Consider the following 20,561-nt stretch of genomic DNA (forward strand, 5'->3'; position numbering starts at 1 on the left):
CTGTTGTTCATTGTTGCGCGTTAGTTCGCGCCAGCCGTTTCGGGTTCTTTGCTGCGTTGCTTGTTCTGCCAGTTATCGGCGATCCAGACTGGCACGTGTGCTGCAGGCAGGGCAGGTTTGCCCAGAATTTTATCGGCGGCTTTTTCTGCCACCATGATGGTTGGCGCATTCAGGTTGCCGTTCGGGATCGTCGGGAAGACAGACGAGTCCACCACGCGCAGGCTGTCGATACCGCGGACCTGACAGTCACTGTTCAGCACGGCCATGACATCGTCGTCGCTGCCCATTTTGCAGGTGCAGGACGGGTGATAGGCACTCTCGACGTTCTCGCGAACCCAGGCGTCAATGGCTTCATCACTCTGAATCGCTTTCCCCGGCTGGATCTCTTGTCCGCGATAGGCAGACATAGCTGGCTGGGTCAGAATCTCACGGGTCAGGCGGATAGTATCGCGCCAGTCCTGCTTGTCCTGTTCGGTGCTGATGTAGTTGAATTCAATGACCGGTTTGGCTTTCGGATCGGCAGAAGTCACCCAAACCCGGCCGCGGCTCTCTGGCTTGTTCGGACCAACATGGACCTGAAATCCATGGCCGTCGAACGCGGCCTGACCGTCGTAACGCATTGCGGCGGGCAGGAAGTGATACTGCACATTCGGCCATTTCAGACCCGCGCGGGAGCGAATAAAGGCACAGGATTCAAAGTGGTTGGTGGCACCCAATCCGTCTTTGAACAGAATCCAGCGGGTGCCGATCAAGCCTTTGCTGATCAGGCCCAGTTTGCTGTTCAGGGTTACCGGTGCTTTACACTCATACTGGAAATAGACTTCCAGGTGATCCTGCAGGTTTTCACCCACGCCCGGCAGGTCGTGTTTCACTGCAATTCCTGCTTCTTCCAACACGGTTTTCGGACCAATGCCGGACAGTTGCAGCAATTGCGGCGAACCGACAGAACCAGCAGATAAGATGACTTCTTTGCGTGCTGTGGCTGTCTGGACTTGTCCGCCACGCTCAAATTCGATTCCGGTGGCTTGTTTGCCGTCCAGCAGGACTTTCCGGCTCAGCACACCGGTCAGTACAGTGAGATTGCTGCGCTTCATGGCACGGCGCAGGTAAGCATTGGATGTCGAAGCCCGGACACCGTTGTCGACAGTCATGTGCATCGGGCCGAAGCCTTCCTGCTGATAGCCGTTGTAGTCGTCCGTTGCCGGGTAACCTGCCTGCTGACCGGCATCAATGAAGGCCTGATACAGCGGGTTCAGCGCCATATCGTTTCCGTTACAGGTCGCGACCGGGCCGTCTCCGCCCCGGTAGGCATCTTCGCCATCTTTCCATTGCTCAGCCCGGCGGAAATAGGGCAGGCAGTCGCGATAGCTCCAGCCGGACGCGCCGTGGGCTTCCCACTCGTCGAAGTCACAGGCGTGACCGCGCACGTACACCATGCCGTTGATGGACGAGCTGCCGCCGAGCACTTTCCCGCGCGGACAGTGCAACTGACGGCCATCCAGACCAAATTCCGGCTGGGTTTCAAACTGCCAGGCATATTTATCGCTGTTCATTGGGTACGACAGCGCCGTTGGCATCTGAATGAAAATACTCTTGTCGCTGCCACCGGCTTCCAGCAGCAGCACCTGATGCGCACCGCTTTCGGTCAGGCGGTCGGCCAGCACACAACCTGCTGAACCGGCACCAACAATGATGTAATCAAATTCTTGCTTCATGGCGTTCCCTTTACGTCTGTTCTCTTTGGTTTGGCGTGCTTTGTCCAGATAGGTGGTTACAGGTAAGGGCATTCAAGATCACCCAGTTCAATCAGCACGCTCTTGGTCTGGGTGTAATGATTGAGCGTTTCCAGACCATTTTCGCGACCCACGCCTGAGTGCTTGTAGCCGCCGACCGGCATTTCAGCCGGAGAGCCGCCCCAGGTGTTGATCCAGCAAATCCCGGCTTCAATCTGAGCAATCAGGCGATGGGCGCGTGAGAGGTTCTGAGTAAAAATACCCGCAGCCAGTCCGTAATCGGTGTCGTTGGCACGACGGATCACTTCCTCTTCATCACTGAAACGCAGCACAGACATGACCGGGCCAAAAATCTCTTCTTTAACCTGTGGCATGTCATCGGTGCAGTCCGCAAAAATGGTCGGTGCGACGAAGTTGCCTTTGTCCAGACCGTTTTCGGTCACGCGGTGGCCACCGGCCAGCAGACGGGCGCCGGACTGCTTGCCGGTTGCAATAAAGCCCAGCACTTTTTCCAGATGCTCGGTAGAGATCAGAGCGCCAATCTGGGTGTTGATGTCGCTCGGGTCGCCGACTTTCAGCTTGGCGGTGCGCGTTGCCAGACGAGTTAGGAACTCGTCATAAACCGCATCGTGAACAAATACACGGGTGCCGTGCGTACACACTTCGCCCTGAGTGTAGAAATTTGCCATCATGGCGGCGGACACTGCGTTATCGAGCTGCGCGTCGTCAAAGACGATCAGCGGTGACTTGCCGCCCAGTTCCATGGTGACGTCTTTCAGGGTACCGGCGGCATCAGCCATGACCTTTTTGCCGGTGCCGCATTCGCCGGTAAAGGACACTTTGGCGATCTCAGGATGACGGGACAACATCTGACCGACACGGTAATCACCCTGAACCACGTTGAATACACCATCCGGCACACCTGCTTCGGTGTAGATTTCCGCCAGTTTCAGGGCCGTCAGCGGGGTTTCTTCAGACGGTTTGAAAATCATGGCATTCCCGGCTGCCAGCGCAGGGGCAGATTTCCACATCGCGATTTGAATCGGATAGTTCCAGGCACCGATACCGGCACAAATGCCCAGTGGTTCACGGCGTGTGTAGAAAAACTGACCGTGGCCGAGATCCTGTTGCTGACCCGAAAGACTGGCTGCCAGACCGGCATAATATTCAATCACATCCGCACCGGTCACGATGTCGACTTCCAGCGCTTCCTGCAGCGGCTTGCCCGTGTCCTGCACTTCAAGCGCTGCTAATTCATCATTCCGTTCCCGCAGTAAAGCCACCGCTTTCATCAGGATCCGGCCACGTTCTGCACCGCTCATGGCAGACCAGATGGCAAAACCTTCTTTGGCCGAAGCAATGGCACGCGCCATATCGGCCTCAGAGGCCTGACCGACCCGGGCGATCACTTCGCCGGTCGCTGGATTACGGGTTTCAAATTGCTCGCCTGAAGTGGCTTGCGTGGCTTGGCCGTGAATATACAGGGATGTCATGGTCATACTGCTTCTCTGCTCCTGTGTCGTGGCGGATAGGGTTTCATCAGCCGCGAGAATGAAATTGTGTCTGTGGTTCGGAAAATGCTGACGTTTCAACCCGGTGTTACAAATAGGGTGCCAGTTGCTTTTCCAGATAATCGGTAATGATCGACTGCGCTTGTGTCGGGCTGATTCCGCCCGGGGTCAATGCCCCCCGCAGCCAGATACCGTCAATCAGTGCGGCTGTGCCCTGGGCAACAAACTGGGCCTTGTCGGCAGGCAGCACTTGTTTTAATTCATGGCGAAGATGGGATAACAGGCGTTTTTCGTTCACCCGTTGCAAGCGGTGCAGTTGCGGGTCATGCATGGCCTGCGCCCAGAACGACAGCCAGGTTTTCACCACCTTGTTGTCGACCTGATAGCTGTCGAAATTACCGGCGACAATGGCTTTGATCCGGCCCGGCACATCATTTTTGTCGACACTCGCCAGATGCTCGATCACGGTATGGGAAAGCTGGCGCAGCACGGAGCGCATGGTCTCTTCCAGCAGACCGTGCTTGCCGCCAAAGTAATGATTGATGATGCCCGGTGATACACCGGCTTTTCGGCTGATCAACGCCACACTGGCTCCTGCCAGCCCCACTTCATCTATGGCTGCCATAGTGGCTTCCACCAGTTGTGGTTTGCGGATTTCCGGCATTCCTACTTTGGGCATGATCAGTCACCAATGTTTTTAATTGAACGGTTAATTAAAAATAAAATGACACATCCGATGATCTAAGTCAAAAAATGTTTAGTGTTGTAATGTTTAGTTGTGTGATTATTTGGAGGGTGATTTTAGTTTAAGTTGTTGTTTTTGTTTGGTTGTTTTTGTTCTTTGTCATAGGTTAATTTTGTTTTTATTGGGATTTGGTTTGCCGTCAAATCTTTCGTGTTTGCAAGGAAATTGTCCGTGTTCTCACTTTATGAACATCGCAGACTGTTCTGCGTCAGCAGATCGCCTTGGACTTTTGGGTGCGATGAGACCGGGCTATCCTGACGGCAATGGGCCAATCTGCCGGACTTGGAGTCTTACTATTCAGAAAACCTCGCGCCCACTCAACTGCTACTGTTTTCATTAGGCGGGGCCTACACCGCCGGATTCCTCGACGAATAACAACAAATGCAGTGGTTAGGCAGAGGTGTGACCATGAAGTATTCACATGTCTTTTTGCTGGCTGTGGCAATCACAGCACTTGCGGGATGTAATGATGACGATGAACCGGTAAACGACCAGCCCTCAACAGTGATACCGGGGGGCGACGGTTCGCCAGTAAACAGCCCTGATGTGGGTGACGGTTCCGGTGATGGCCAACCTCCCGGCAACGGTGATCCTGATCCGGAACCGGAACCCAGAGTGGATATTGATGGGCTGCCATTGCCCGATACCGAGACCAGTCCGGATTTTGAAACCTATGTGGCAGGTCAGCCCGGTTATTACACCAGCCTGTCCAGCACCGAATTTAACAACATTCGCTTTACCAGCGTGGCGACGGAAGACAATACGCCCAATGATAACGAGTTGAGCAACCCTGTCGCCAAGTTGGGTCGGATCTTGTTTTATGATGTGCGTTTATCGGCCAATAACACTGTGTCTTGTGCCTCCTGCCATCAGCAGGAACATGGTTTTACTGATCCGGCGCAACTGAGTACAGGATTTGAAGGTGGCCATACCGGGCGTCATTCAATGGGACTGACCAATTCACGTTATTATGATCCCGGCCGATTCTTCTGGGATGAACGGGCGGCGACGTTAGAAGTTCAGGCGCTGATGCCGATTCAGGATCCGGTTGAAATGGGCATGAACCTGTTCGATCTCGAAACCAAGCTGGGCCAGACCAGTTTTTACGGCCAGTTGTTTACCGAGGCGTTCGGCGATGAGGCGATCACCAGCCAGCGAATTTCCTTTGCGATGTCTCAGTTTATGCGGGCCATGGTGAGTTATGAGTCCAAGTTTGATCAGGCGGTTCAGGCCGAATTAAACAACGACCCGACACCTGTGCTCACCGAGCAGGAACTTCGCGGACTGGATTTGTTTGATAGCCTGAATTGTATTGATTGCCACACCACCACCGCCTTTGTGCTGGACAGAAACCACAACAATGGTTCGGTCACGAATAATGATCCGGATCAGGGCGTGGGCGGCAACCTGGCCGGATTCTTCAAAACAGGCTCGCTGCGTAATATTGCCGTCGGTGCCCCTTATTTCCATGACGGGCATTTGCCTGATTTGATGTCTGTGATTGAGTTCTACAACAGCGGTATCAATAACCACGCTAACCTCAGCCCCGACCTGAGAGATCGCTCCGGACGCGCTGTTCGAATGGGATTAACCCAGGCCGACAAAGAAGCCCTGGTGGCCTTCCTTGAAACTCTGACCGATGATGGTTTTCTGAGTAATCCAATCTTCAGTGATCCTTTCCCGCCGGAGGAAACAGGAACGAGCGGTGAGTGACATTCACTGACACACGCTTGAATCAGCATAAAAAAACCAGCCCGAAGGCTGGTTTTGTCTGTTTGAGATGAGGATCGGGTTACTTGGCCATTTCTGCTTCTGGCTGGCTTTCTTCCAGATCACAGGCGATAAAGCCGCCGGTCTGGTGCGCCCACAGATGGGCATAAATGCCATTTTTATTCAGCAGTTCCTGATGGCTGCCTTGCTCAACAATCTGGCCCTGGTCGATGACGATCAGGCGATCCATGGCTGCAATGGTAGACAGTCGGTGGGCAATCGCAATCACCGTTTTGCCTTCCATCAGCTGGTACAGGCTTTCCTGAATCGCGGCTTCGACTTCTGAGTCCAGGGCTGAGGTCGCTTCGTCCATTACCAGAATCGGCGCGTCTTTCAGCAGCACGCGAGAAATGGCAATGCGCTGGCGCTGACCGCCGGACAGTTTCACACCGCGCTCGCCGACCTGCGCATCGTAGCCGACATTGCCGTGCGGATCGGTCAGGGTTTCGACGAACTCATGGGCGTGCGCCTGACGGGTCGCCGCCAGCAGCTCTTCTTCTGTGGCATCCGGTCGGCCGTAAAGGATGTTTTCACGAATCGAACGGTGTAGCAGCGACGTATCCTGGGTGATCATCCCGATATTGCCGCGCAGTGAATCTTGCGTGACATCGGCGATGTTCTGGCCATCAATGCGGATGGCTCCGGATTCCAGATCGTGGAAACGCATCAGCAGGTTGACCAGGGTCGACTTACCGGCGCCGGAGCGGCCGACCACACCCACTTTTTCACCAGGTTTGATCTGCAGGTTCAGCTGTTCAATCACACCTTTATCTTTCTCGCCATAGTGGAAGCTGATGTTATCGAATTCAATGCTGCCCTGAGTCACCTCAAGCGGTTGCGCATCGACTTTGTCTTCTATCGATACCGGTTTCGACAGAGTTTTCATGCCGTCGACCACTGTCCCGATGTTTTCAAACAGCGCACCGATTTCCCACATGATCCATTTCGACATGCCCTGCACGCGCAGCGCAATACTGATCGCCACGGCAATTACACCCACAGTCACGGCACTGTTCATCCACAGCCCAATCGAGACAGCAGCAATCACGAACAGCAGCAGGTAGTTAATGGCATCGACACTCAAAATGAATTTGGTGGCCAGGCGCATCTGACGGTAGACCGTATCCAGAAAACCCTGCATGCTTTCTTCGGCATATTCGGTTTCACGGTTGGTGTGCGAGAACAGTTTCACCGTGGTGATATTGGTATAGCTGTCGACAATACGACCGGTCATCATGGAACGGGCGTCTGCCTGCTCAGTGGCGATCGCTTTCATTTTCGGTACAAAGTAGAACTGAATACCGACATAGGCCATCAGCCAGACCAGAATCGGCAGCATCAGAACGAAATCTGCGCTGCCCATCATGACAATCATGGCGGTGAAATAGACACTGATGTACACCAGCACATCCACCATTTTCATCACGGTTTCTCTGACGGCCAGTGAGGTTTGCATCACTTTGGTCGCCAGACGTCCGGCAAAATCATCCTGATAAAACGAGACGCTCTGGCGCAGCAGATAACGGTGTGCCAGCCAGCGGATCGACATCGGATAATTCCCCAGCAGGGTCTGGTGCATGATCATTGAGTGCGTGAACGCGAGGAAGGGGATCACCACCACAATCAGCAGACCCATCATCCAGAGTTTTCCGCTCTCTTCAGCCAGAAAAGTATCAGGTGAGTGTTGAGCCAGCAGGTCGACCAGCTGACCCATGAAGCCTAATAAAGTAACTTCAACAATGGCAATACAGGCGCTGAGAACAGACATTGCCAATAAAGGCCAACCGAAACCACGTGTATAGTAGCGGCAAAATGCCAGCAGACTGCCCGGGGGCTGCTGAGGCGTTTCGTCCGGGAAAGGCGCCGTCAGTTTCTCAAAGAATTTAAACATAAATTATTGATTCCAATTGTGCATGTGACGCAATAGGCGATAGCCTTAAAGGATGGCCGTAAGCAATACGGCTGAACACTGTTTACTGTTTGAGTGCTCTTTAATGTGTCAGAAATAACGGCAATATTTTATCAGAATCTGACCATAATGATGCATCAATTTTAGATGTCCGGTGTGAATAGGCGAACAGAATGTCTGACAGTCAGGTTGAGTTAAAGATAAACATGTTGCGGTCGGGATATGAAACATCCCAGGAGCAGGCATTGACAGTAAGTTTGCCCGCAGGCAAACACCTTGCCCTTTCCGGCCGCTCAGGCAGCGGAAAAACGAGTTTGTTACAGGTACTGGCTGGTTTACAACCGGCCAGTTCAGGCCATTTTCTGTGGCAGGGGCAGGAAATCAGCGCCGCTAATTTGCGCTGGTGGCGTCAGCAATTCTGCTATTTACCGCAAACGCCAGTGATGGGGGGCGAATCGGTGGTGGATGCCTTGCGGCTGCCATGGGCCCTGAAAGCCCTGAAAGACGAGATGCCCGACGATCAACGCTGTGTGGATGTGCTGTTGTCACTGGATATTGAGCATGATCTGGAAAAAGCGGTGAGCGAGTTGTCCGGCGGCGAAAAGCAACGGGTGGCCATTGCCCGGGCGCTGTTGATGGATCGGCCCGTCTGGTTGCTGGACGAGCCAACCTCGGCGCTGGACAGGACCAGCCGTGATCAGGTGATGGCCCAGCTGGCGTTACAGCCACTGACGTGTGTCTCTGTGTCCCATGATCCTCACTGGCTGGCATCGGCAGAATATCAGATTGAACTGGGAGGGCGTGATGAATGATGCTGTAGCGATTTCAAATCTGTCGCTGGCCGGGTTTTATCTGTTGCTGCTGGTGCCGCTGGCGTTGTTTTACCGCTGGCAATTGGGGCTGAGCAAGTCAACCGTCACTGCTGTGCTCCGAATGACCTTGCAGCTGGCTGTGGTGGGTTTGTATCTGCAAACCCTGTTTAATTTCCAGCATCTCGGGCTGAATCTGTTATGGCTGGGGATCATGGTGACCGTGGCAGGTTTCAGTATCTGCCGCCGCGCGGGGATTGCGCTCGGAAAAGCGACACTGGCCGTGATCACTGGCTTGCTGGTGTGCTTGCTGGTGGTGCTGCCACCCATGCTGGTCGGTTTGATTCATGCTGAACCCTGGTGGCAGGCGCAATATCTGATCCCAGTCGCCGGCATGATTCTCGGCAATGCCCTGACCGCCAATGTGCTGGCGCTGGAGCGCTGGTATACCAGCCTGAAAGAGAAAAATAACGAGTACCAGTTTTATCTGGCGATGGGCGCGCCGCATCCTGTTCAGCCGTTTCAGCGAGAAGCGGTCAAAGCGGCTCTACTGCCGCAGCTAGCCAGTATGAGCACACTGGGAATCGTGGCCTTGCCGGGGATGATGACAGGTCAGATCCTTGGTGGCACAGAGCCTGTGCTGGCAGTGAAGTATCAACTGGCGATCATGATTGCCATTCTGGTTGCCGTCTCTGTGAGTGTTGCGGCCACCTTAGGCATGATGAGCCGGTTTGCCTTCAACCGCTATGGCCAGTTCGTGCTCTAGCGACATCGAATTTATCTGTGCTCTGAGCCATTGCACAAAACAGTCGATGGCCGCGGAATGGCGATGGCTAATCAGGTAATAACCGGCATTGGCCTGCAGGGGGGCAAACGGAGACACTAAACGGCCTTTTTTGACATCATCACCTATCAATGCCTGCCGCGCCATGGCAACGCCCAGCCCGGCTTCGGCTGCTGCCATCGCCATGTCTGTCCGGTTAAAAAAGTGGCCGCGCCGGCTGTCGGCCTGGATATGCATGCTGTGAAACCAGTAGCGCCACTCGGTATCCCGCTCCGCATTGCGCCACGGCATGGCATCATGCAGTAACGTCACCTGGTGCCAGGCCTGCGGATGCAACCAGTCAAACTTTGCCTGATAGTCAGGGCTCATGACCGGCAGCAGGGATTCTGCCATCAGCAGGCTGGTTTTGCCGTCATCTTTAATTTCTTCATGGCGGCGGTAATCAATCACTAAATCGCAATCTGTATCCCGGCTGTCGACCAGCGCGCCATCGGCAAAGGTTTGGATATTAATATCCGGGAAGTGCTGATAGAAATCATGCAATCTGGGTACCAGCCATTTAAAGGCAAAAGAAGGGGTCAGCCTGAGGCGAATTTCCCCTTCGGGCTGGGGCTCAGTCTGAAGCTCCCGAATAACCTCGGCAATATCAGTCAGGCTCTGGCTGACAACCTGATGCAACCGCAGGCCAGGCTCGGTCAGCGTGATCCCTCTGGCATGACGTTGAAATACCGGGAAGCCAAGCTGTTGCTCCAGCTGACGTATTTGCTGGCTGACCGCACCGGTTGTGATATGTAACCGACTGGCTGCACCGGTAAAGCTGGTGGTTCTGGCGGCAACATCAAACGTAGCCAGCGCCGCCAGCAGGTTGCCCTTTATGACTGACATCTTCTCTATCTCTTCGGGTCGCGCTGACATGTTCTGTCAGCTAGGCTTTAACGATGAGCTTATAGAAAAACTATACGCTGGTGTTAATAATTATCGATTGTTAAGGCGATGTAAATCCCGCAATCTGCGCTTTTATTCAGGTGCGGAGAGTACCTTGATCACTTTCCCACCGGTATCAGCCACAGCGAAGCGAGAAACGTATGGAAGTCATTGTATTAGGAAGCGGTGTTGTCGGGTTGACGTCAGCCTGGTATCTGGCGCAGAACGGGCATCAGGTGACGGTGATCGACCGTCAATCCCGCAGCGCGGAAGAAACCAGTTTTGCGAATGCCGGGCAGATTTCCTACGGCTACTCTTCACCGTGGGCAGCGCCGGGCATTCCGGCAAAAGCTATAAAGTGGCTGGTCCAAAAACATGCGCCATTAAAAATCAAACCGTCGTTATCGCCGGATTTGTACAGCTGGATGGGTAAGATGCTGGCCAATTGCAATTATGTCAGCTATCAACGCAATAAGGCCCGTATGTTACGGGTTGCAAATTACAGCCGGGAAAGTCTGATTGAGTTGCGTCAGCAGCATGATTTGCAGTATGAAGGCCGTCAGCAAGGCACCTTGCAATTGTTACGGACTCAGGCGCAGCTTGACGCTGTCGGTAAAGATATTCAGGTACTGGAAGAAAGCGGTATCCGCTTTGAATTGCTCGACGTGGCCGGATGTATTGCTGCAGAGCCTGCGCTGGCGAAAGTGCAGGAGAAAGTGGCGGGTGGTCTGCGGTTGCCGGATGATGAAACCGGCGATTGCTATAAATTCTGTCAGCAACTGACAGCTCTGGCCGAGCAGGCCGGTGTCACTTTTATGTTTGAGACTCAGATTAAAGGGCTGCGCCATGAAGCGGGGCGCATTGTGGCTGTCGATACCGACAAAGGCGAGTTCAAAGCGGATGCTTATGTCGTGGCGCTAGGCAGTTACTCAACAGCCATGCTGGGATCTCTGGGCATGCAGTTACCCGTTTACCCGGTCAAAGGGTATTCGCTGACCATGCCGCTGAAAGACAGCGATGGCGCCCCTGTATCGACCGTGATTGATGAAACCTATAAAGTCGCCATGACACGGTTCGATAACCGTATTCGTGTCGCCGGCACAGCTGAGCTGGCCGGTTTCAATCTGCATCTGACTGAGCAACGCAAAGAAACCATTGCGATGGTGGTCAATGATTTGTTCCCTGACGGCGGCGATCTGAACCAGGCGGAGTACTGGACGGGCCTGCGGCCAATGACACCGGATGGCACCCCGGTGATCGGGAAAACGCCTTTCGATAATCTTTACACCAATACCGGGCATGGCACGCTGGGGTGGACCATGGCCTGTGGCTCGGGTCGCCTGCTGGCCGATATTGTCAGTGGCAAAGACACGGATATCGATACAGACGGCTTATCGATTCACCGCTATCTGCACACTGCAGGTTAATGTTTTTACCCGGTCAGGCTGTCAGCACCTGACCGGGATATTTCCTCTTCCTCCCTCTTCATTAAGCTTCATCTTTTCCTGCTCAGGGACCGCCACAGGTTTCCCCTTCTACGCCTTGCTGTCCTGGCGCATGAGTGCTTCAGCGTCAGTTTCCAATTCATCTCAGTCATTTTAATTCGCCTCTGGTAAAGCTTTGATATGACATCAGTTGTACTGTATCTTTACGGGCTTTATCACCTTGAGGCGCAGGAAATCCTGGCGTCACCGGGTTATTAAAATTAACAAATAAAGGCAGTGCGCCGCTCTGTTTCTGGGAAAGAGTGTCAGGGGAAAGCGAGTGGCGTACTGTGAAACAGGGATATTTGAATCAATGCATAAACGATTTGTGATGCCAGCTGTGGCAATGATGCTGGCCTTGTCGGGCTGTTCTTCCATCAGTGAAGAAGAATGCCGGCTGGGTGATTGGTATCAGATAGGATTGGCCGATGGTCAGAAGGGGAAAAAGAATTACTCGGCCATTTACAGTGAAGAATGTGCTGAATATGGCGTATCTGTGGATCTGAAATCCTACCAGGAAGGTCGCCGCGAAGGATTAACCACATACTGTACTTACGAAAATGGCACGCTGGTGGGTCAGTCCAATGCAAGTTATGACAATGTCTGTCCGGCTGATTTAGCCAGAGATTTTCTGTCGGGCTATACCCCTTACTATAATCTGGCACAAGCGCAATCCAGATTCAGCGCAGCCGAAAGCAGTGTGAGTAGTTATCAAGCGAAGCTGGAAGAGGACACCTTATCCAGTGATGACAGGAAAACGTTTAAAGCTGAGCTGAAATCGGCCAAGTCGCGGATGGAACGTGCGGAGTTCGACGTGAATCGTTTTGAATATGAACTTGCCGTTCATAAGATTGACAGAGAAATAGGTCAGATTCATCACCAGTTGACCTCGGATAAACTGCCTCAAGCGCAGAAGGCAGCGCTGAATCAACGTCTTGCCAGTCTGAACAATCAGCGCAAATACTACGAGACCCTGTCTACCACTGAAAATACGATTCAGAATATCAAAAACATTGCTGATTTATTTTGAATGTGACTGAGTGGCTTTTCACTATCAAGCATGTTGTCATGCCCGTGTATGTCAGAGCGCAGTATGTGACCTTTCAGATAACACGTCATTGCCTTGGTGCTTATTATCGCTGAATTTCGTTTGAATGAATTTAATGTCTGCTTTTCGTCAGAAAAGCAGCTTAAATTAATAGCTTTATCACTAGTGCTAGTGTTTTCTTGAAGTCAGTCATGTGATCTTGAGTTAAAACTTTAATTATTGTTGCATATCATCTGTGCGCATATTTTGAGGTCTGCCGGGATCTGACAAAACAATTTGAATTTAACATTCTTGTAACCTTGTGTTTCGTCAACAATGTGTGGGCGAACAACACACAAGGAGTCACACATGCAAGTATGCATTACAACAAAAAAGACGCTTCTCGCCACGCTCATCAGCTCAACCATGTTGACCGGCTGTTATTGGGATGACCCGAAAGAAGCAGCGGCTTACGTCAGTAGCGAAATCGAACATGAAGATGTGGTCGAGCATTTGGTCGAACTGGAAGCACGTGCCACGCCGACATCCGATGGCAGCTCTGTGACCCGTGCTGCCGGCTCAGACGGATACCAGTACTCGGTTGATTACATCATCGAAGTGATGAAAGAGCATGGCTATAAAGTGTCGACGCAGGAGTTTGATTTCCGCGCATGGGAAGAGCTGGCCGGCACAAAACTCAATGTTGACGGCACCGATCTGATTAGTACGCGTGAAGCCGGTGAAGGTGTTGAAGCAGACTATGCAGTGATGTCCTATTCGGGCAACTCGAATGGCGAGCTCACGGGTGATCTTGTCTTTGTGACGCCGGATTTCAATTTTGACAGCCCGAATTACGATGATACCGATGGCTGTGAAGCTGCTGATTTTGACGGTAAACCGATCGCCGGAAAAGTGGCTGTGATTCAGCGGGGTGGCTGTAACTTCACCACGAAGGTGGAGCATGCGCAAAATGCCGGTGCGAAAGCGGTGATCGTCTTCAACCAGGGTAATGATGAAGGCCGCAAGGCTGTGGTGAATGGGACGCTGGGCAGCGATACAGCGGCGACTGTACCGGCCTTTGGTGCCCGGTTCGACATTGCCAAACAGTGGTTTGATGCCAGCCAGACTCAGACAGTCCCCGTGGTACTTGCTGTGGATGTGAAAGATGAAATGGTTGTGACCCAGAACGTGATTGCGGAAACCAGACGCGGTAATCCGAATCAGGTGGTGATGCTGGGGGCGCACCTGGATTCTGTCCCGGAAGGTCCTGGTATCAATGATAACGGTTCAGGGACAGCGGGTTTGCTGGAATATGCAGTGACCCTGGCTGACACCAGAGCGCCGGTGAAGAACAAAGTCCGCTTCGCCTGGTGGGCGGCAGAGGAAGCAGGCTTAGTCGGCTCTGAGTATTACACCAACGAGTTGTTTGCCCCTATCTATGATCAGGCTCAGAACGAGATTCTGGCAGAGCTGGGTCTGGAAGATCCCAGCCAGTTGACAGAAGAACAGATTGAGCTGGTCGAAGCTCGCTACACTAAGCTGAACAAAGTGAAGCTGTATCTGAACTTTGACATGATTGGTTCGCCAAACTACATCTTCGGTGTCATGGACGGCGATTTGTCGGATACCAAAGACAGCCCGGACAATGCCTATACCGGTGACTTCAAACCGCCATATGGTACGTCTGATATTGAAGCGACATTCAATGAGTTCTTTACGGCCAAATCTGAATTCACTGTGCCTCAGGCGCTGTCAAAACGGTCCGATTATGCCGGATTTGCCGATTGGGGCGTAGCGTTTGGTGGCCTGTTCACCGGCGCTGAGAAAGTGAAAACCGCTGAAGAAGTAGATCAGTTTGGCGGTGAAATTGATGTGGCTTACGACAGATGTTATCACCAGGCCTGTGATGATCTGAACAACGTCAGTCAGAAAGCCTTGTTTGTGAATACCCAGGCGCTGGCCTATGTCACGACTTACTATGCGTTCAGCAAACCACTGTTCCCTGAAGTGGAAGCACCTGCCGCGAAAACCATGACGCGCATGCAGAGCGATCTGAAACCAACGCAGAAACTGCGTATCGGCGAGAAGCTGAAAGCCGCAGAGAGCCATTCGGATCACGGTCATTTCCACGGTGACTTTGATCAGGATCGCCAGTAATCATCAGCCATTCACCCTGAACAGAAACAGCCACGCATTTGCGTGGCTGTTTTTTTGGTGAAAGCATGATTGTACGCAGTGTTATTGGGCCGTAATAATATCCATCACCAGCTTGCCGTCTTCACGGATCGGGCCATCTTCTTTCGCGCCCAGAGTATATTCAAACACGCCGGTTTTCATCCCGCCATCTTCACCGTGGAGCATCAGCATCAGCATTTCACCGGTGTCGACAGGTTCCATGAGAATCGCGACGACATCCTGGTTCATCCCTTTTTTGACTGGCGCATAACCCACTACAGGTCCGGGCTTCATCTCTTTATTGGTGCGATGCACAACCAGCCAGCCATTCGCATCGGATTCGATCATTGCCGCCGTGACTGTGCCTTCAGAGACATCCTGATTCGCGCCTTTTACGCTGTTGGCGGCATGTGCTGCGGCCGTTGTCCCTAAAAATGCGATTGCCAGAGTCAACATCAGTGATTTTTTAACGATTGTTTTCATCAGTTCTTCCTGTTTTTTGTCATGTGATTGATTTGAAGAGCAGTAAGCTGTGTTGTCTGTGAACTACCTGAGTATGGTCCAGGGTTTGGCATGGATCACAAAATACGGGTGAATGAAGGGGTTATAAATGTAAGGAATTGTTTCTTATGGCGTTGGTGTCAGCGGTGAGCATGGTGGCTTTTTAGGTTCTGTTTGACGGTGCAATGGGTATTGGCTTGCACCTGAATCAGTGAATGTTTTCAAAGAATTGAATAATCAACCTGTTTGACATGATTGAAATGCCATACAGTCCGTTTGCAATAATGATTATGTGTAGCTCACGATGGATAATATGAATGTCTGAAAAATATCAGTTTTTCTGTGTTCCCAATACAGAGAGAAAAGAATTCACTTACCTGAATATGTCATCTTCAAGCTTTATTGAAGAGAAAAAGGCATTGCTCCGGCAGGGATTTGAAGTTGAGGATGATGTGATTTACGCAGAGAATCCGGAGGAAGCCGTCAAAAAGTTTCGCTCTAACTATGTCTATCATCTGGAAGAGTACAATGCGTCAACAAACATCTTTTATACGCTGCTCCACGCTTTTCAATGGCTGAAAGGCAAGCTGACAGGTAAAAGCTAGTCACCATCATCTCGGTCAAGTCACTGAATATTGCCGGTGTGGGATAAGCCGCTGAATTAACAGCGGCCTTTTTTGGCTTGTCCTGGCGGGCAGAAACTGCCGTTACCGCCATGGTGGTGATCATCATAGTCGCCATTGGTGGTGGCTTTGATGTTGACACCGTCTACTTCGCCCTCAACATGCGTCAATTGGCAACCGGTCAGAGACAAGCTGACGGCCAGTAAGCCAAACAGAGTGAATGATTTCATGATTCATGCCATCAAATGGGAAAAGCGGGCACTCTAAATGATTTTCGCAAGGCTTGTGTTAGCCCGGTGTCAATGATTGCTGATCCTGCCAAAATCCACTTCTGGCAGGATAATCTGACAATATTGCGAAAAATTAGTTTTAACTCTGGCGAAAAGTTCTGCAAAGTGCTTGTAAACTGATAGTAACCTTTGAAATTAGACTTTCTTTGTTGGCTACCTGTCAGGAGGCAAACATGAAACGGGTCTTTTATATCAGTGATGACCTGGATGAGCTTGAGCTGGTGGAACATGAGTTGGAACTGAGTGGTTTTACTTCTCCGCAAATCCATGTTCTCAGTAACAAAGATGCTGATGTGTCGAGCCACAAGCATTTGCATCCGGTGCAATCTGTGATGCGCAATGACGTTGTCCACTCCACTGAAATTGGCGCGGTGATCGGGGCGATTGCCGCAGCGGGCATCTTAATTGCGGCTTACGCATCGGGCGTGACGGATGCGGTTGGCTGGGCACCGTTCATTTTACTGGCGATTGCAATTTTGGGATTCATTACCTGGGAAGGGGGATTGTTTGGCTTCCAGGAGCTGCATTATCAGTTCCGCCGGTTTAAAAACGTCCTGAAATCCGGCAAGCATGTCTTAATGGTGGATGTTGAGCCGGAGCAGGAACTGCAGCTGGCCAGTATTACGCTGGCGCACGACAAACTCAAACCGGCCGGAACCGGCAAATCACCGCCGCACTGGGTGGTTGCCATGCAGCAAAAATGGCAGCGTATGATGAAAACCCTGCCTTAATCATCTGGTTCTGATTCTGGTGTTGAGAAGCGCTCTGCCGGGTCATTATCCGCCCGGCAGACTGAAAAACCATTCTCTGAGGGCAAAAATATAGTTTGCTTCGCTGGCCATCAGCCCTACCAGAACCAGCAGGACTAACGGCGGCAGGAAAATGGTATACACCAGAGCGAGCCTTTCCCAGCGCATGTGCATGAATACGGCAGCAATCAGTCCGGCCTTCAGTGCCATAAACAGCAGAATGAGGCTCCACCGTAACATGCCCTGTAAATGGAAATAGTCGACCAGATATGAAAGGGTACTGAGCACAAAGAGCAGCCCCCAGACTTTAAGATACAGGCTGATTGGATGCTGCTGCTTGACTGAATCATGCGTGAGTTCAGAGTTTGCCATCATAGCCTCCTTGACGGTTTGCCTGAGTTACCACAGATAAAAAAAGGCGAAGATAAAGACCCACACCAAATCAACGAAATGCCAGTACAGTCCGGTAATTTCAACAATTTCGTATCGGCCGCCCTGGATACCGGCGGCATGGGGATCCACTTGCTTCTTGTCATATTTCCCCAGAGCGACCCGAATAGCGACGATCGTCAGATACAGCACGCCCACACTGACATGCAAGCCGTGAAACCCTGTGATCATGAAAAAGGCGGCGCCAAATTGCGAGGCGCCTTCTTCATTTCCCCACGGGCGGATCCCTTCAGCAATGAGTTTGCTCCATTCGAACGCCTGCATACCGACAAAGGTTAGTCCCAGTAACGCGGTGATCAGCATCAGTGAGGCGGTGGACCAGCGTTTTCCCTGATAGCCGCAGTTAACGGCCATCGCCATGGTGCCGCTGCTGGTGATCAGCACAAAGGTCATAATGGCAATCAGGATCAGCGGAATGGAATGGCCAGCGATCGTCAGGGCGAAGACTTCACTGGTGGGTGGCCAGATTTCAGTTGTGGTCATACGCACCGACATATAGCCCACCAGGAAACAGCCGAACACAAAGGTGTCGCTGAGCAGAAAAATCCACATCATGGTTTTGTTTGCCGAGACGCGAAATGCGGCCCGATCACCGGCATAGTCGCTGACAACGCCTGTCCAGCCTGTTTGACTGCCCAGGGTCGGCGTCCGGGATGGTTGGGTGTCACTCATAATCAAAACCTCTTGTTCTGCTGGCTGTGCGGATCAGGTCAATCGCAGTAAGCCCAGCAGAAACAGCCAGATGAATAACAGGAAATGCCAGTACCGTGCGCAGAGCTGCAGCCATACATGCAGGTGGTCCCTTTGCCCCTGCCAGACCTGATACACCAGCATACCCAGGGCCAGTACCCCACCGAGAATGTGCAGGGCATGCAGGCCAGTCAGGAGATAAAAAAAGCTGTTCGCCGGATTCGCCAGCACGCCCTGATTGATCTGAACCAGCGCCAGCCAGGCCCATAACTGCACGAGAACAAAACCGAGCGTGAAACAGACCGCCATGATCAGTTCTGTCTTGCAGGCGGCAAGGGCCGGCAGCAGGCGGGCTTTGCGCCCGGCCAGGTGCATGGCCACACAGCTCAGTATCAGCAGTAAGCTGCTCAGCATCAGTTGCCATGGCTCGTTGAGCGGTTGCCAGTCACTCAGTGTGTGGCGGATGTAATAGGCCACAGTAAACAGGAAAAACAAGGCGGCAATCACGCCCATGAGTACCCACAAACCGGTCGAGGCGATCGTGTAGGTACTGGCTGGCTGGTAGCGGGCATTCGGGTCCGGACTCAGGTGGCCCGACGCCAGTGTGGTGAGTACAGGCTTACGGCTCATGTTTTGGACTCCTCAGCTTCGCTGCCGGGCGCATCCATCGGGATATCGTCGGGCGGCAGGTTCTGCGGCAGGTAATCTTGTTTGGCGCCGGGCACGCTGAAATCATAAGCCCAGCGATACACCACAGGGAGCTCATCGCCCCAGTTACCGTGTTTAGGAGGCGTGTCCGGAGTTTGCCACTCCAGTGAGGTGGCACGCCAGGGATTGCCGCCCACAGCCTGTTCATGACGCCAGCTCCAGTACAGGTTGAAGATAAACAGCAATTGCGCCGCGCCGACAATCAGGGCGGCAACGGTAATGAAGGCATTGAGGTGCTGCGCAGATTCCGGAATAAAGCTGTAATCTTCCCAGGCAAAATAGCGCCTTGGCATTCCCATCACACCCAGATAGTGCATCGGGAAATAAATGGCGTAGGTTCCCAGGAATGTGAACCAGAAATGAATATGGCCCATGGTGTTGTTCAGCATTCTGCCGGTAACTTTGGGATACCAGTGATAGAGCCCGCCGAAAATGGCCAGGATCGGTGAGACACCCATCACCATATGGAAATGGGCCACCACAAAATAGGTGTCCGACAAGGGAATATCGACCACCACATTGCCCAGAAATAAACCGGTTAAGCCGCCGATCACAAAGGTGCTGATGAAGGCCAGCGCGAACAGCATCGGCAGTGTGAGATGAATATCGCCTTTCCAGAGCGTAAACAGCCAGTTGTAGACTTTTATCGCGGTCGGTACGGCGATCACTAGGGTGGTGATGGCAAAGAAAAAGCCGAAGTACGGGTTCATGCCGCTGACATACATGTGGTGCGCCCAAACGACAAAGCTCAGGATCCCGATGGCCAGAATCGCCCACACCATCATCTTGTAGCCGAAGATGTTCTTGCGGGCATGGATGCTGATGAGATCTGACACGATGCCAAACGCAGGTAAGGCAACGATGTAGACTTCTGGATGACCAAAAAACCAGAACAGGTGCTGGAACAGGATCGGGCTGCCGCCACCGTGCTCGGTGAGCTGCCCCATAGAAATCACCGCAGGCATGAAGAAACTGGTGCCGAGCAGTTTATCGAACAACATCATCACCGCACTGACAAACAGGGCAGGGAATGCCAGCAAGGCCATAGCGGATGCCGTAAAAATGCCCCAGACAGTCAGTGGCATGCGCAGCAGCGTCATCCCCCGGGTCCGGGCCTGCAGTACAGTGGTGACATAATTCAGCCCGCCCATGGTGGCCGCGATGATAAAAACCGCCAGCGAGATCAGCATCAGCACGATGCCCCAGTCGGTACCGGGGGTACCGGGCAAAATGGCCTGTGGCGGATAGAGGGTCCAGCCAGCGCCGGTCGGACCGCCGGTCACAAAGAAACTGGCCAGTAATATCAGTGAGGCCAGCAGATAAAACCAGAAACTGAGCATGTTCAGGAAAGGGAACACCATGTCTCTGGCGCCCACCATGAGCGGGATCAGATAGTTCCCGAATCCGCCCAGAAACAGTGCCGTCAGCAGGTAAACCACCATGATCATGCCGTGCATGGTCAGCGCCTGATAATAGCTATTGGCATCAATGAAATCGAAGGTGCCGGGAAAGCCCAGTTGCAGGCGCATCACCCAGGACATGACCAGGGCTATCAGACCCATAAAAATAGCGGTCAGAGAATACTGAATGGCAATGACCTTATGATCCTGACTCCAGATATACTTGCGCCAGAACGATTGTGAGTACCCGGCGCTGTGTTGGTGAGTCTGTACTGTCAT

The 20,561-nt window shown here is 52.5% G+C and carries 19 protein-coding genes; 8 read left to right on the top strand and 11 right to left on the bottom strand.

Annotated elements, in window-relative coordinates; all coding sequences use genetic code 11:
- Positions 1–20: 20 nt before the first annotated feature.
- The 3 genes from betA to betI all read right to left on the bottom strand — a co-directional run bounded on the left by betA (position 21) and on the right by betI (position 3,923).
- Positions 21–1,715 (bottom strand): choline dehydrogenase, encoded by a 1,695-nt coding sequence (gene betA, locus LN341_RS17760; protein ID WP_234206651.1) that lies wholly within the window; start codon positions 1,713–1,715, stop codon positions 21–23.
- 56 nt (positions 1,716–1,771) lie between these two features.
- A complete protein-coding gene (gene betB, locus LN341_RS17765) occupies positions 1,772–3,232 on the bottom strand; it encodes a betaine-aldehyde dehydrogenase (protein WP_234206415.1) in 1,461 nt (486 codons plus the stop codon).
- A gap of 100 nt (positions 3,233–3,332) precedes the next feature.
- On the bottom strand, positions 3,333–3,923 hold the full coding sequence (gene betI / locus LN341_RS17770) for a transcriptional regulator BetI (RefSeq protein WP_046221773.1): 591 nt from the start codon (positions 3,921–3,923) through the stop codon (positions 3,333–3,335).
- 474 nt (positions 3,924–4,397) lie between these two features.
- On the opposite strand from betI, the gene LN341_RS17775 reads away from it, so the two are divergent.
- Positions 4,398–5,702 carry a cytochrome c peroxidase gene (locus tag LN341_RS17775; protein ID WP_234206418.1) on the top strand — a complete coding sequence of 435 codons (1,305 nt, stop codon included), beginning with the start codon at positions 4,398–4,400 and terminating at the stop codon, positions 5,700–5,702.
- A gap of 79 nt (positions 5,703–5,781) precedes the next feature.
- On the opposite strand, the gene LN341_RS17780 is transcribed toward LN341_RS17775, so the two are convergent.
- Positions 5,782–7,650, bottom strand: a complete 1,869-nt coding sequence (locus LN341_RS17780) for an ABC transporter ATP-binding protein (RefSeq protein ID WP_046221772.1) — start codon at positions 7,648–7,650, stop codon at positions 5,782–5,784.
- Between the two features lie 263 nt (positions 7,651–7,913).
- Here LN341_RS17780 and LN341_RS17785 point away from each other — a divergent pair, with 263 nt between their 5' ends.
- Together LN341_RS17785 and LN341_RS17790 are read left to right on the top strand one after the other, a co-directional pair.
- Positions 7,914–8,480, top strand: coding sequence for an ATP-binding cassette domain-containing protein (locus tag LN341_RS17785; RefSeq protein ID WP_370643784.1), 567 nt, complete (start codon positions 7,914–7,916; stop codon positions 8,478–8,480).
- Positions 8,473–9,243, top strand: coding sequence for an ABC transporter permease (locus LN341_RS17790; RefSeq protein WP_234206421.1), 771 nt, complete (start codon positions 8,473–8,475; stop codon positions 9,241–9,243). Before LN341_RS17785 ends, LN341_RS17790 begins: the two co-directional genes overlap by 8 nt.
- Here LN341_RS17790 and LN341_RS17795 read toward each other — a convergent pair.
- On the bottom strand, positions 9,190–10,146 hold the full coding sequence (locus tag LN341_RS17795) for a LysR substrate-binding domain-containing protein (protein WP_234206423.1): 957 nt from the start codon (positions 10,144–10,146) through the stop codon (positions 9,190–9,192). The genes LN341_RS17790 and LN341_RS17795 overlap by 54 nt on opposite strands.
- Positions 10,147–10,346: 200 nt before the next feature.
- Here LN341_RS17795 and LN341_RS17800 point away from each other — a divergent pair, with 200 nt between their 5' ends.
- The 3 genes from LN341_RS17800 to LN341_RS17810 all read left to right on the top strand — a co-directional run bounded on the left by LN341_RS17800 (position 10,347) and on the right by LN341_RS17810 (position 14,853).
- A complete protein-coding gene (locus tag LN341_RS17800) occupies positions 10,347–11,612 on the top strand; it encodes a D-amino acid dehydrogenase (protein WP_046221768.1) in 1,266 nt (421 codons plus the stop codon).
- Between the two features lie 370 nt (positions 11,613–11,982).
- Positions 11,983–12,699: a DUF2799 domain-containing protein gene (locus LN341_RS17805; protein WP_234206425.1), complete on the top strand. Its 717-nt coding sequence runs from the start codon at positions 11,983–11,985 to the stop codon at positions 12,697–12,699.
- A 366-nt stretch (positions 12,700–13,065) separates the two neighbouring features.
- Positions 13,066–14,853 carry a M28 family metallopeptidase gene (locus LN341_RS17810; RefSeq protein WP_234206427.1) on the top strand — a complete coding sequence of 596 codons (1,788 nt, stop codon included), beginning with the start codon at positions 13,066–13,068 and terminating at the stop codon, positions 14,851–14,853.
- Between the two features lie 81 nt (positions 14,854–14,934).
- On the opposite strand, the gene LN341_RS17815 is transcribed toward LN341_RS17810, so the two are convergent.
- Positions 14,935–15,354 carry a hypothetical protein gene (locus LN341_RS17815; RefSeq protein WP_046221765.1) on the bottom strand — a complete coding sequence of 140 codons (420 nt, stop codon included), beginning with the start codon at positions 15,352–15,354 and terminating at the stop codon, positions 14,935–14,937.
- 335 nt (positions 15,355–15,689) lie between these two features.
- On the opposite strand from LN341_RS17815, the gene LN341_RS17820 reads away from it, so the two are divergent.
- Positions 15,690–15,977, top strand: a complete 288-nt coding sequence (locus LN341_RS17820; protein WP_234206429.1) for a hypothetical protein — start codon at positions 15,690–15,692, stop codon at positions 15,975–15,977.
- Positions 15,978–16,033: 56 nt separating this feature from the next.
- On the opposite strand, the gene LN341_RS17825 is transcribed toward LN341_RS17820, so the two are convergent.
- Positions 16,034–16,225, bottom strand: a complete 192-nt coding sequence (locus tag LN341_RS17825) for a hypothetical protein (RefSeq protein ID WP_046221763.1) — start codon at positions 16,223–16,225, stop codon at positions 16,034–16,036.
- Between the two features lie 233 nt (positions 16,226–16,458).
- On the opposite strand from LN341_RS17825, the gene LN341_RS17830 reads away from it, so the two are divergent.
- On the top strand, positions 16,459–17,016 hold the full coding sequence (locus LN341_RS17830) for a hypothetical protein (RefSeq protein WP_046221762.1): 558 nt from the start codon (positions 16,459–16,461) through the stop codon (positions 17,014–17,016).
- Positions 17,017–17,061: 45 nt separating this feature from the next.
- On the opposite strand, the gene LN341_RS17835 is transcribed toward LN341_RS17830, so the two are convergent.
- Genes LN341_RS17835 through ctaD form a run of 4 tightly spaced genes read right to left on the bottom strand, consistent with a single transcriptional unit; the run spans position 17,062 to position 20,561 of the window.
- Positions 17,062–17,406: a cytochrome C oxidase subunit IV family protein gene (locus LN341_RS17835; RefSeq protein WP_120512470.1), complete on the bottom strand. Its 345-nt coding sequence runs from the start codon at positions 17,404–17,406 to the stop codon at positions 17,062–17,064.
- Positions 17,407–17,433: 27 nt separating this feature from the next.
- Positions 17,434–18,156, bottom strand: a complete 723-nt coding sequence (locus tag LN341_RS17840; protein WP_046221760.1) for a heme-copper oxidase subunit III family protein — start codon at positions 18,154–18,156, stop codon at positions 17,434–17,436.
- A 33-nt stretch (positions 18,157–18,189) separates the two neighbouring features.
- The gene (locus tag LN341_RS17845; protein ID WP_046221759.1) at positions 18,190–18,804 is read right to left on the bottom strand and encodes a cytochrome c oxidase subunit 3; all 615 of its coding nucleotides are present in this window, start codon (positions 18,802–18,804) and stop codon (positions 18,190–18,192) included.
- A complete protein-coding gene (gene ctaD / locus LN341_RS17850) occupies positions 18,801–20,561 on the bottom strand; it encodes a cytochrome c oxidase subunit I (protein WP_234206431.1) in 1,761 nt (586 codons plus the stop codon). The genes LN341_RS17845 and ctaD overlap by 4 nt, the downstream gene beginning before the upstream one ends.

The sequence above is a fragment of the Photobacterium sp. TLY01 genome, from assembly GCF_021432065.1.
GTDB lineage: Bacteria > Pseudomonadota > Gammaproteobacteria > Enterobacterales > Vibrionaceae > Photobacterium > Photobacterium halotolerans_A.

What these genes read in the sequence shown, in the direction of transcription:
- LN341_RS17840 (WP_046221760.1), bottom strand. Translation starts at nt 18,156, where the DNA reads ATGAGTGACACCCAACCATCCCGGACGCCGACCCTGGGCAGTCAAACA.
- LN341_RS17795 (WP_234206423.1), bottom strand. Translation starts at nt 10,146, where the DNA reads ATGTCAGTCATAAAGGGCAACCTGCTGGCGGCGCTGGCTACGTTTGAT.
- LN341_RS17845 (WP_046221759.1), bottom strand. Translation starts at nt 18,804, where the DNA reads ATGAGCCGTAAGCCTGTACTCACCACACTGGCGTCGGGCCACCTGAGT.
- LN341_RS17800 (WP_046221768.1), top strand. Translation starts at nt 10,347, where the DNA reads ATGGAAGTCATTGTATTAGGAAGCGGTGTTGTCGGGTTGACGTCAGCC.
- LN341_RS17810 (WP_234206427.1), top strand. Translation starts at nt 13,066, where the DNA reads ATGCAAGTATGCATTACAACAAAAAAGACGCTTCTCGCCACGCTCATC.
- LN341_RS17830 (WP_046221762.1), top strand. Translation starts at nt 16,459, where the DNA reads ATGAAACGGGTCTTTTATATCAGTGATGACCTGGATGAGCTTGAGCTG.
- LN341_RS17775 (WP_234206418.1), top strand. Translation starts at nt 4,398, where the DNA reads ATGAAGTATTCACATGTCTTTTTGCTGGCTGTGGCAATCACAGCACTT.
- LN341_RS17790 (WP_234206421.1), top strand. Translation starts at nt 8,473, where the DNA reads ATGAATGATGCTGTAGCGATTTCAAATCTGTCGCTGGCCGGGTTTTAT.
- ctaD (WP_234206431.1), bottom strand. Translation starts at nt 20,561, where the DNA reads ATGACAGTACAGACTCACCAACACAGCGCCGGGTACTCACAATCGTTC.
- betI (WP_046221773.1), bottom strand. Translation starts at nt 3,923, where the DNA reads ATGCCCAAAGTAGGAATGCCGGAAATCCGCAAACCACAACTGGTGGAA.
- betA (WP_234206651.1), bottom strand. Translation starts at nt 1,715, where the DNA reads ATGAAGCAAGAATTTGATTACATCATTGTTGGTGCCGGTTCAGCAGGT.
- LN341_RS17835 (WP_120512470.1), bottom strand. Translation starts at nt 17,406, where the DNA reads ATGGCAAACTCTGAACTCACGCATGATTCAGTCAAGCAGCAGCATCCA.
- betB (WP_234206415.1), bottom strand. Translation starts at nt 3,232, where the DNA reads ATGACCATGACATCCCTGTATATTCACGGCCAAGCCACGCAAGCCACT.
- LN341_RS17780 (WP_046221772.1), bottom strand. Translation starts at nt 7,650, where the DNA reads ATGTTTAAATTCTTTGAGAAACTGACGGCGCCTTTCCCGGACGAAACG.
- LN341_RS17815 (WP_046221765.1), bottom strand. Translation starts at nt 15,354, where the DNA reads ATGAAAACAATCGTTAAAAAATCACTGATGTTGACTCTGGCAATCGCA.
- LN341_RS17805 (WP_234206425.1), top strand. Translation starts at nt 11,983, where the DNA reads ATGCATAAACGATTTGTGATGCCAGCTGTGGCAATGATGCTGGCCTTG.
- LN341_RS17825 (WP_046221763.1), bottom strand. Translation starts at nt 16,225, where the DNA reads ATGAAATCATTCACTCTGTTTGGCTTACTGGCCGTCAGCTTGTCTCTG.
- LN341_RS17820 (WP_234206429.1), top strand. Translation starts at nt 15,690, where the DNA reads ATGTCTGAAAAATATCAGTTTTTCTGTGTTCCCAATACAGAGAGAAAA.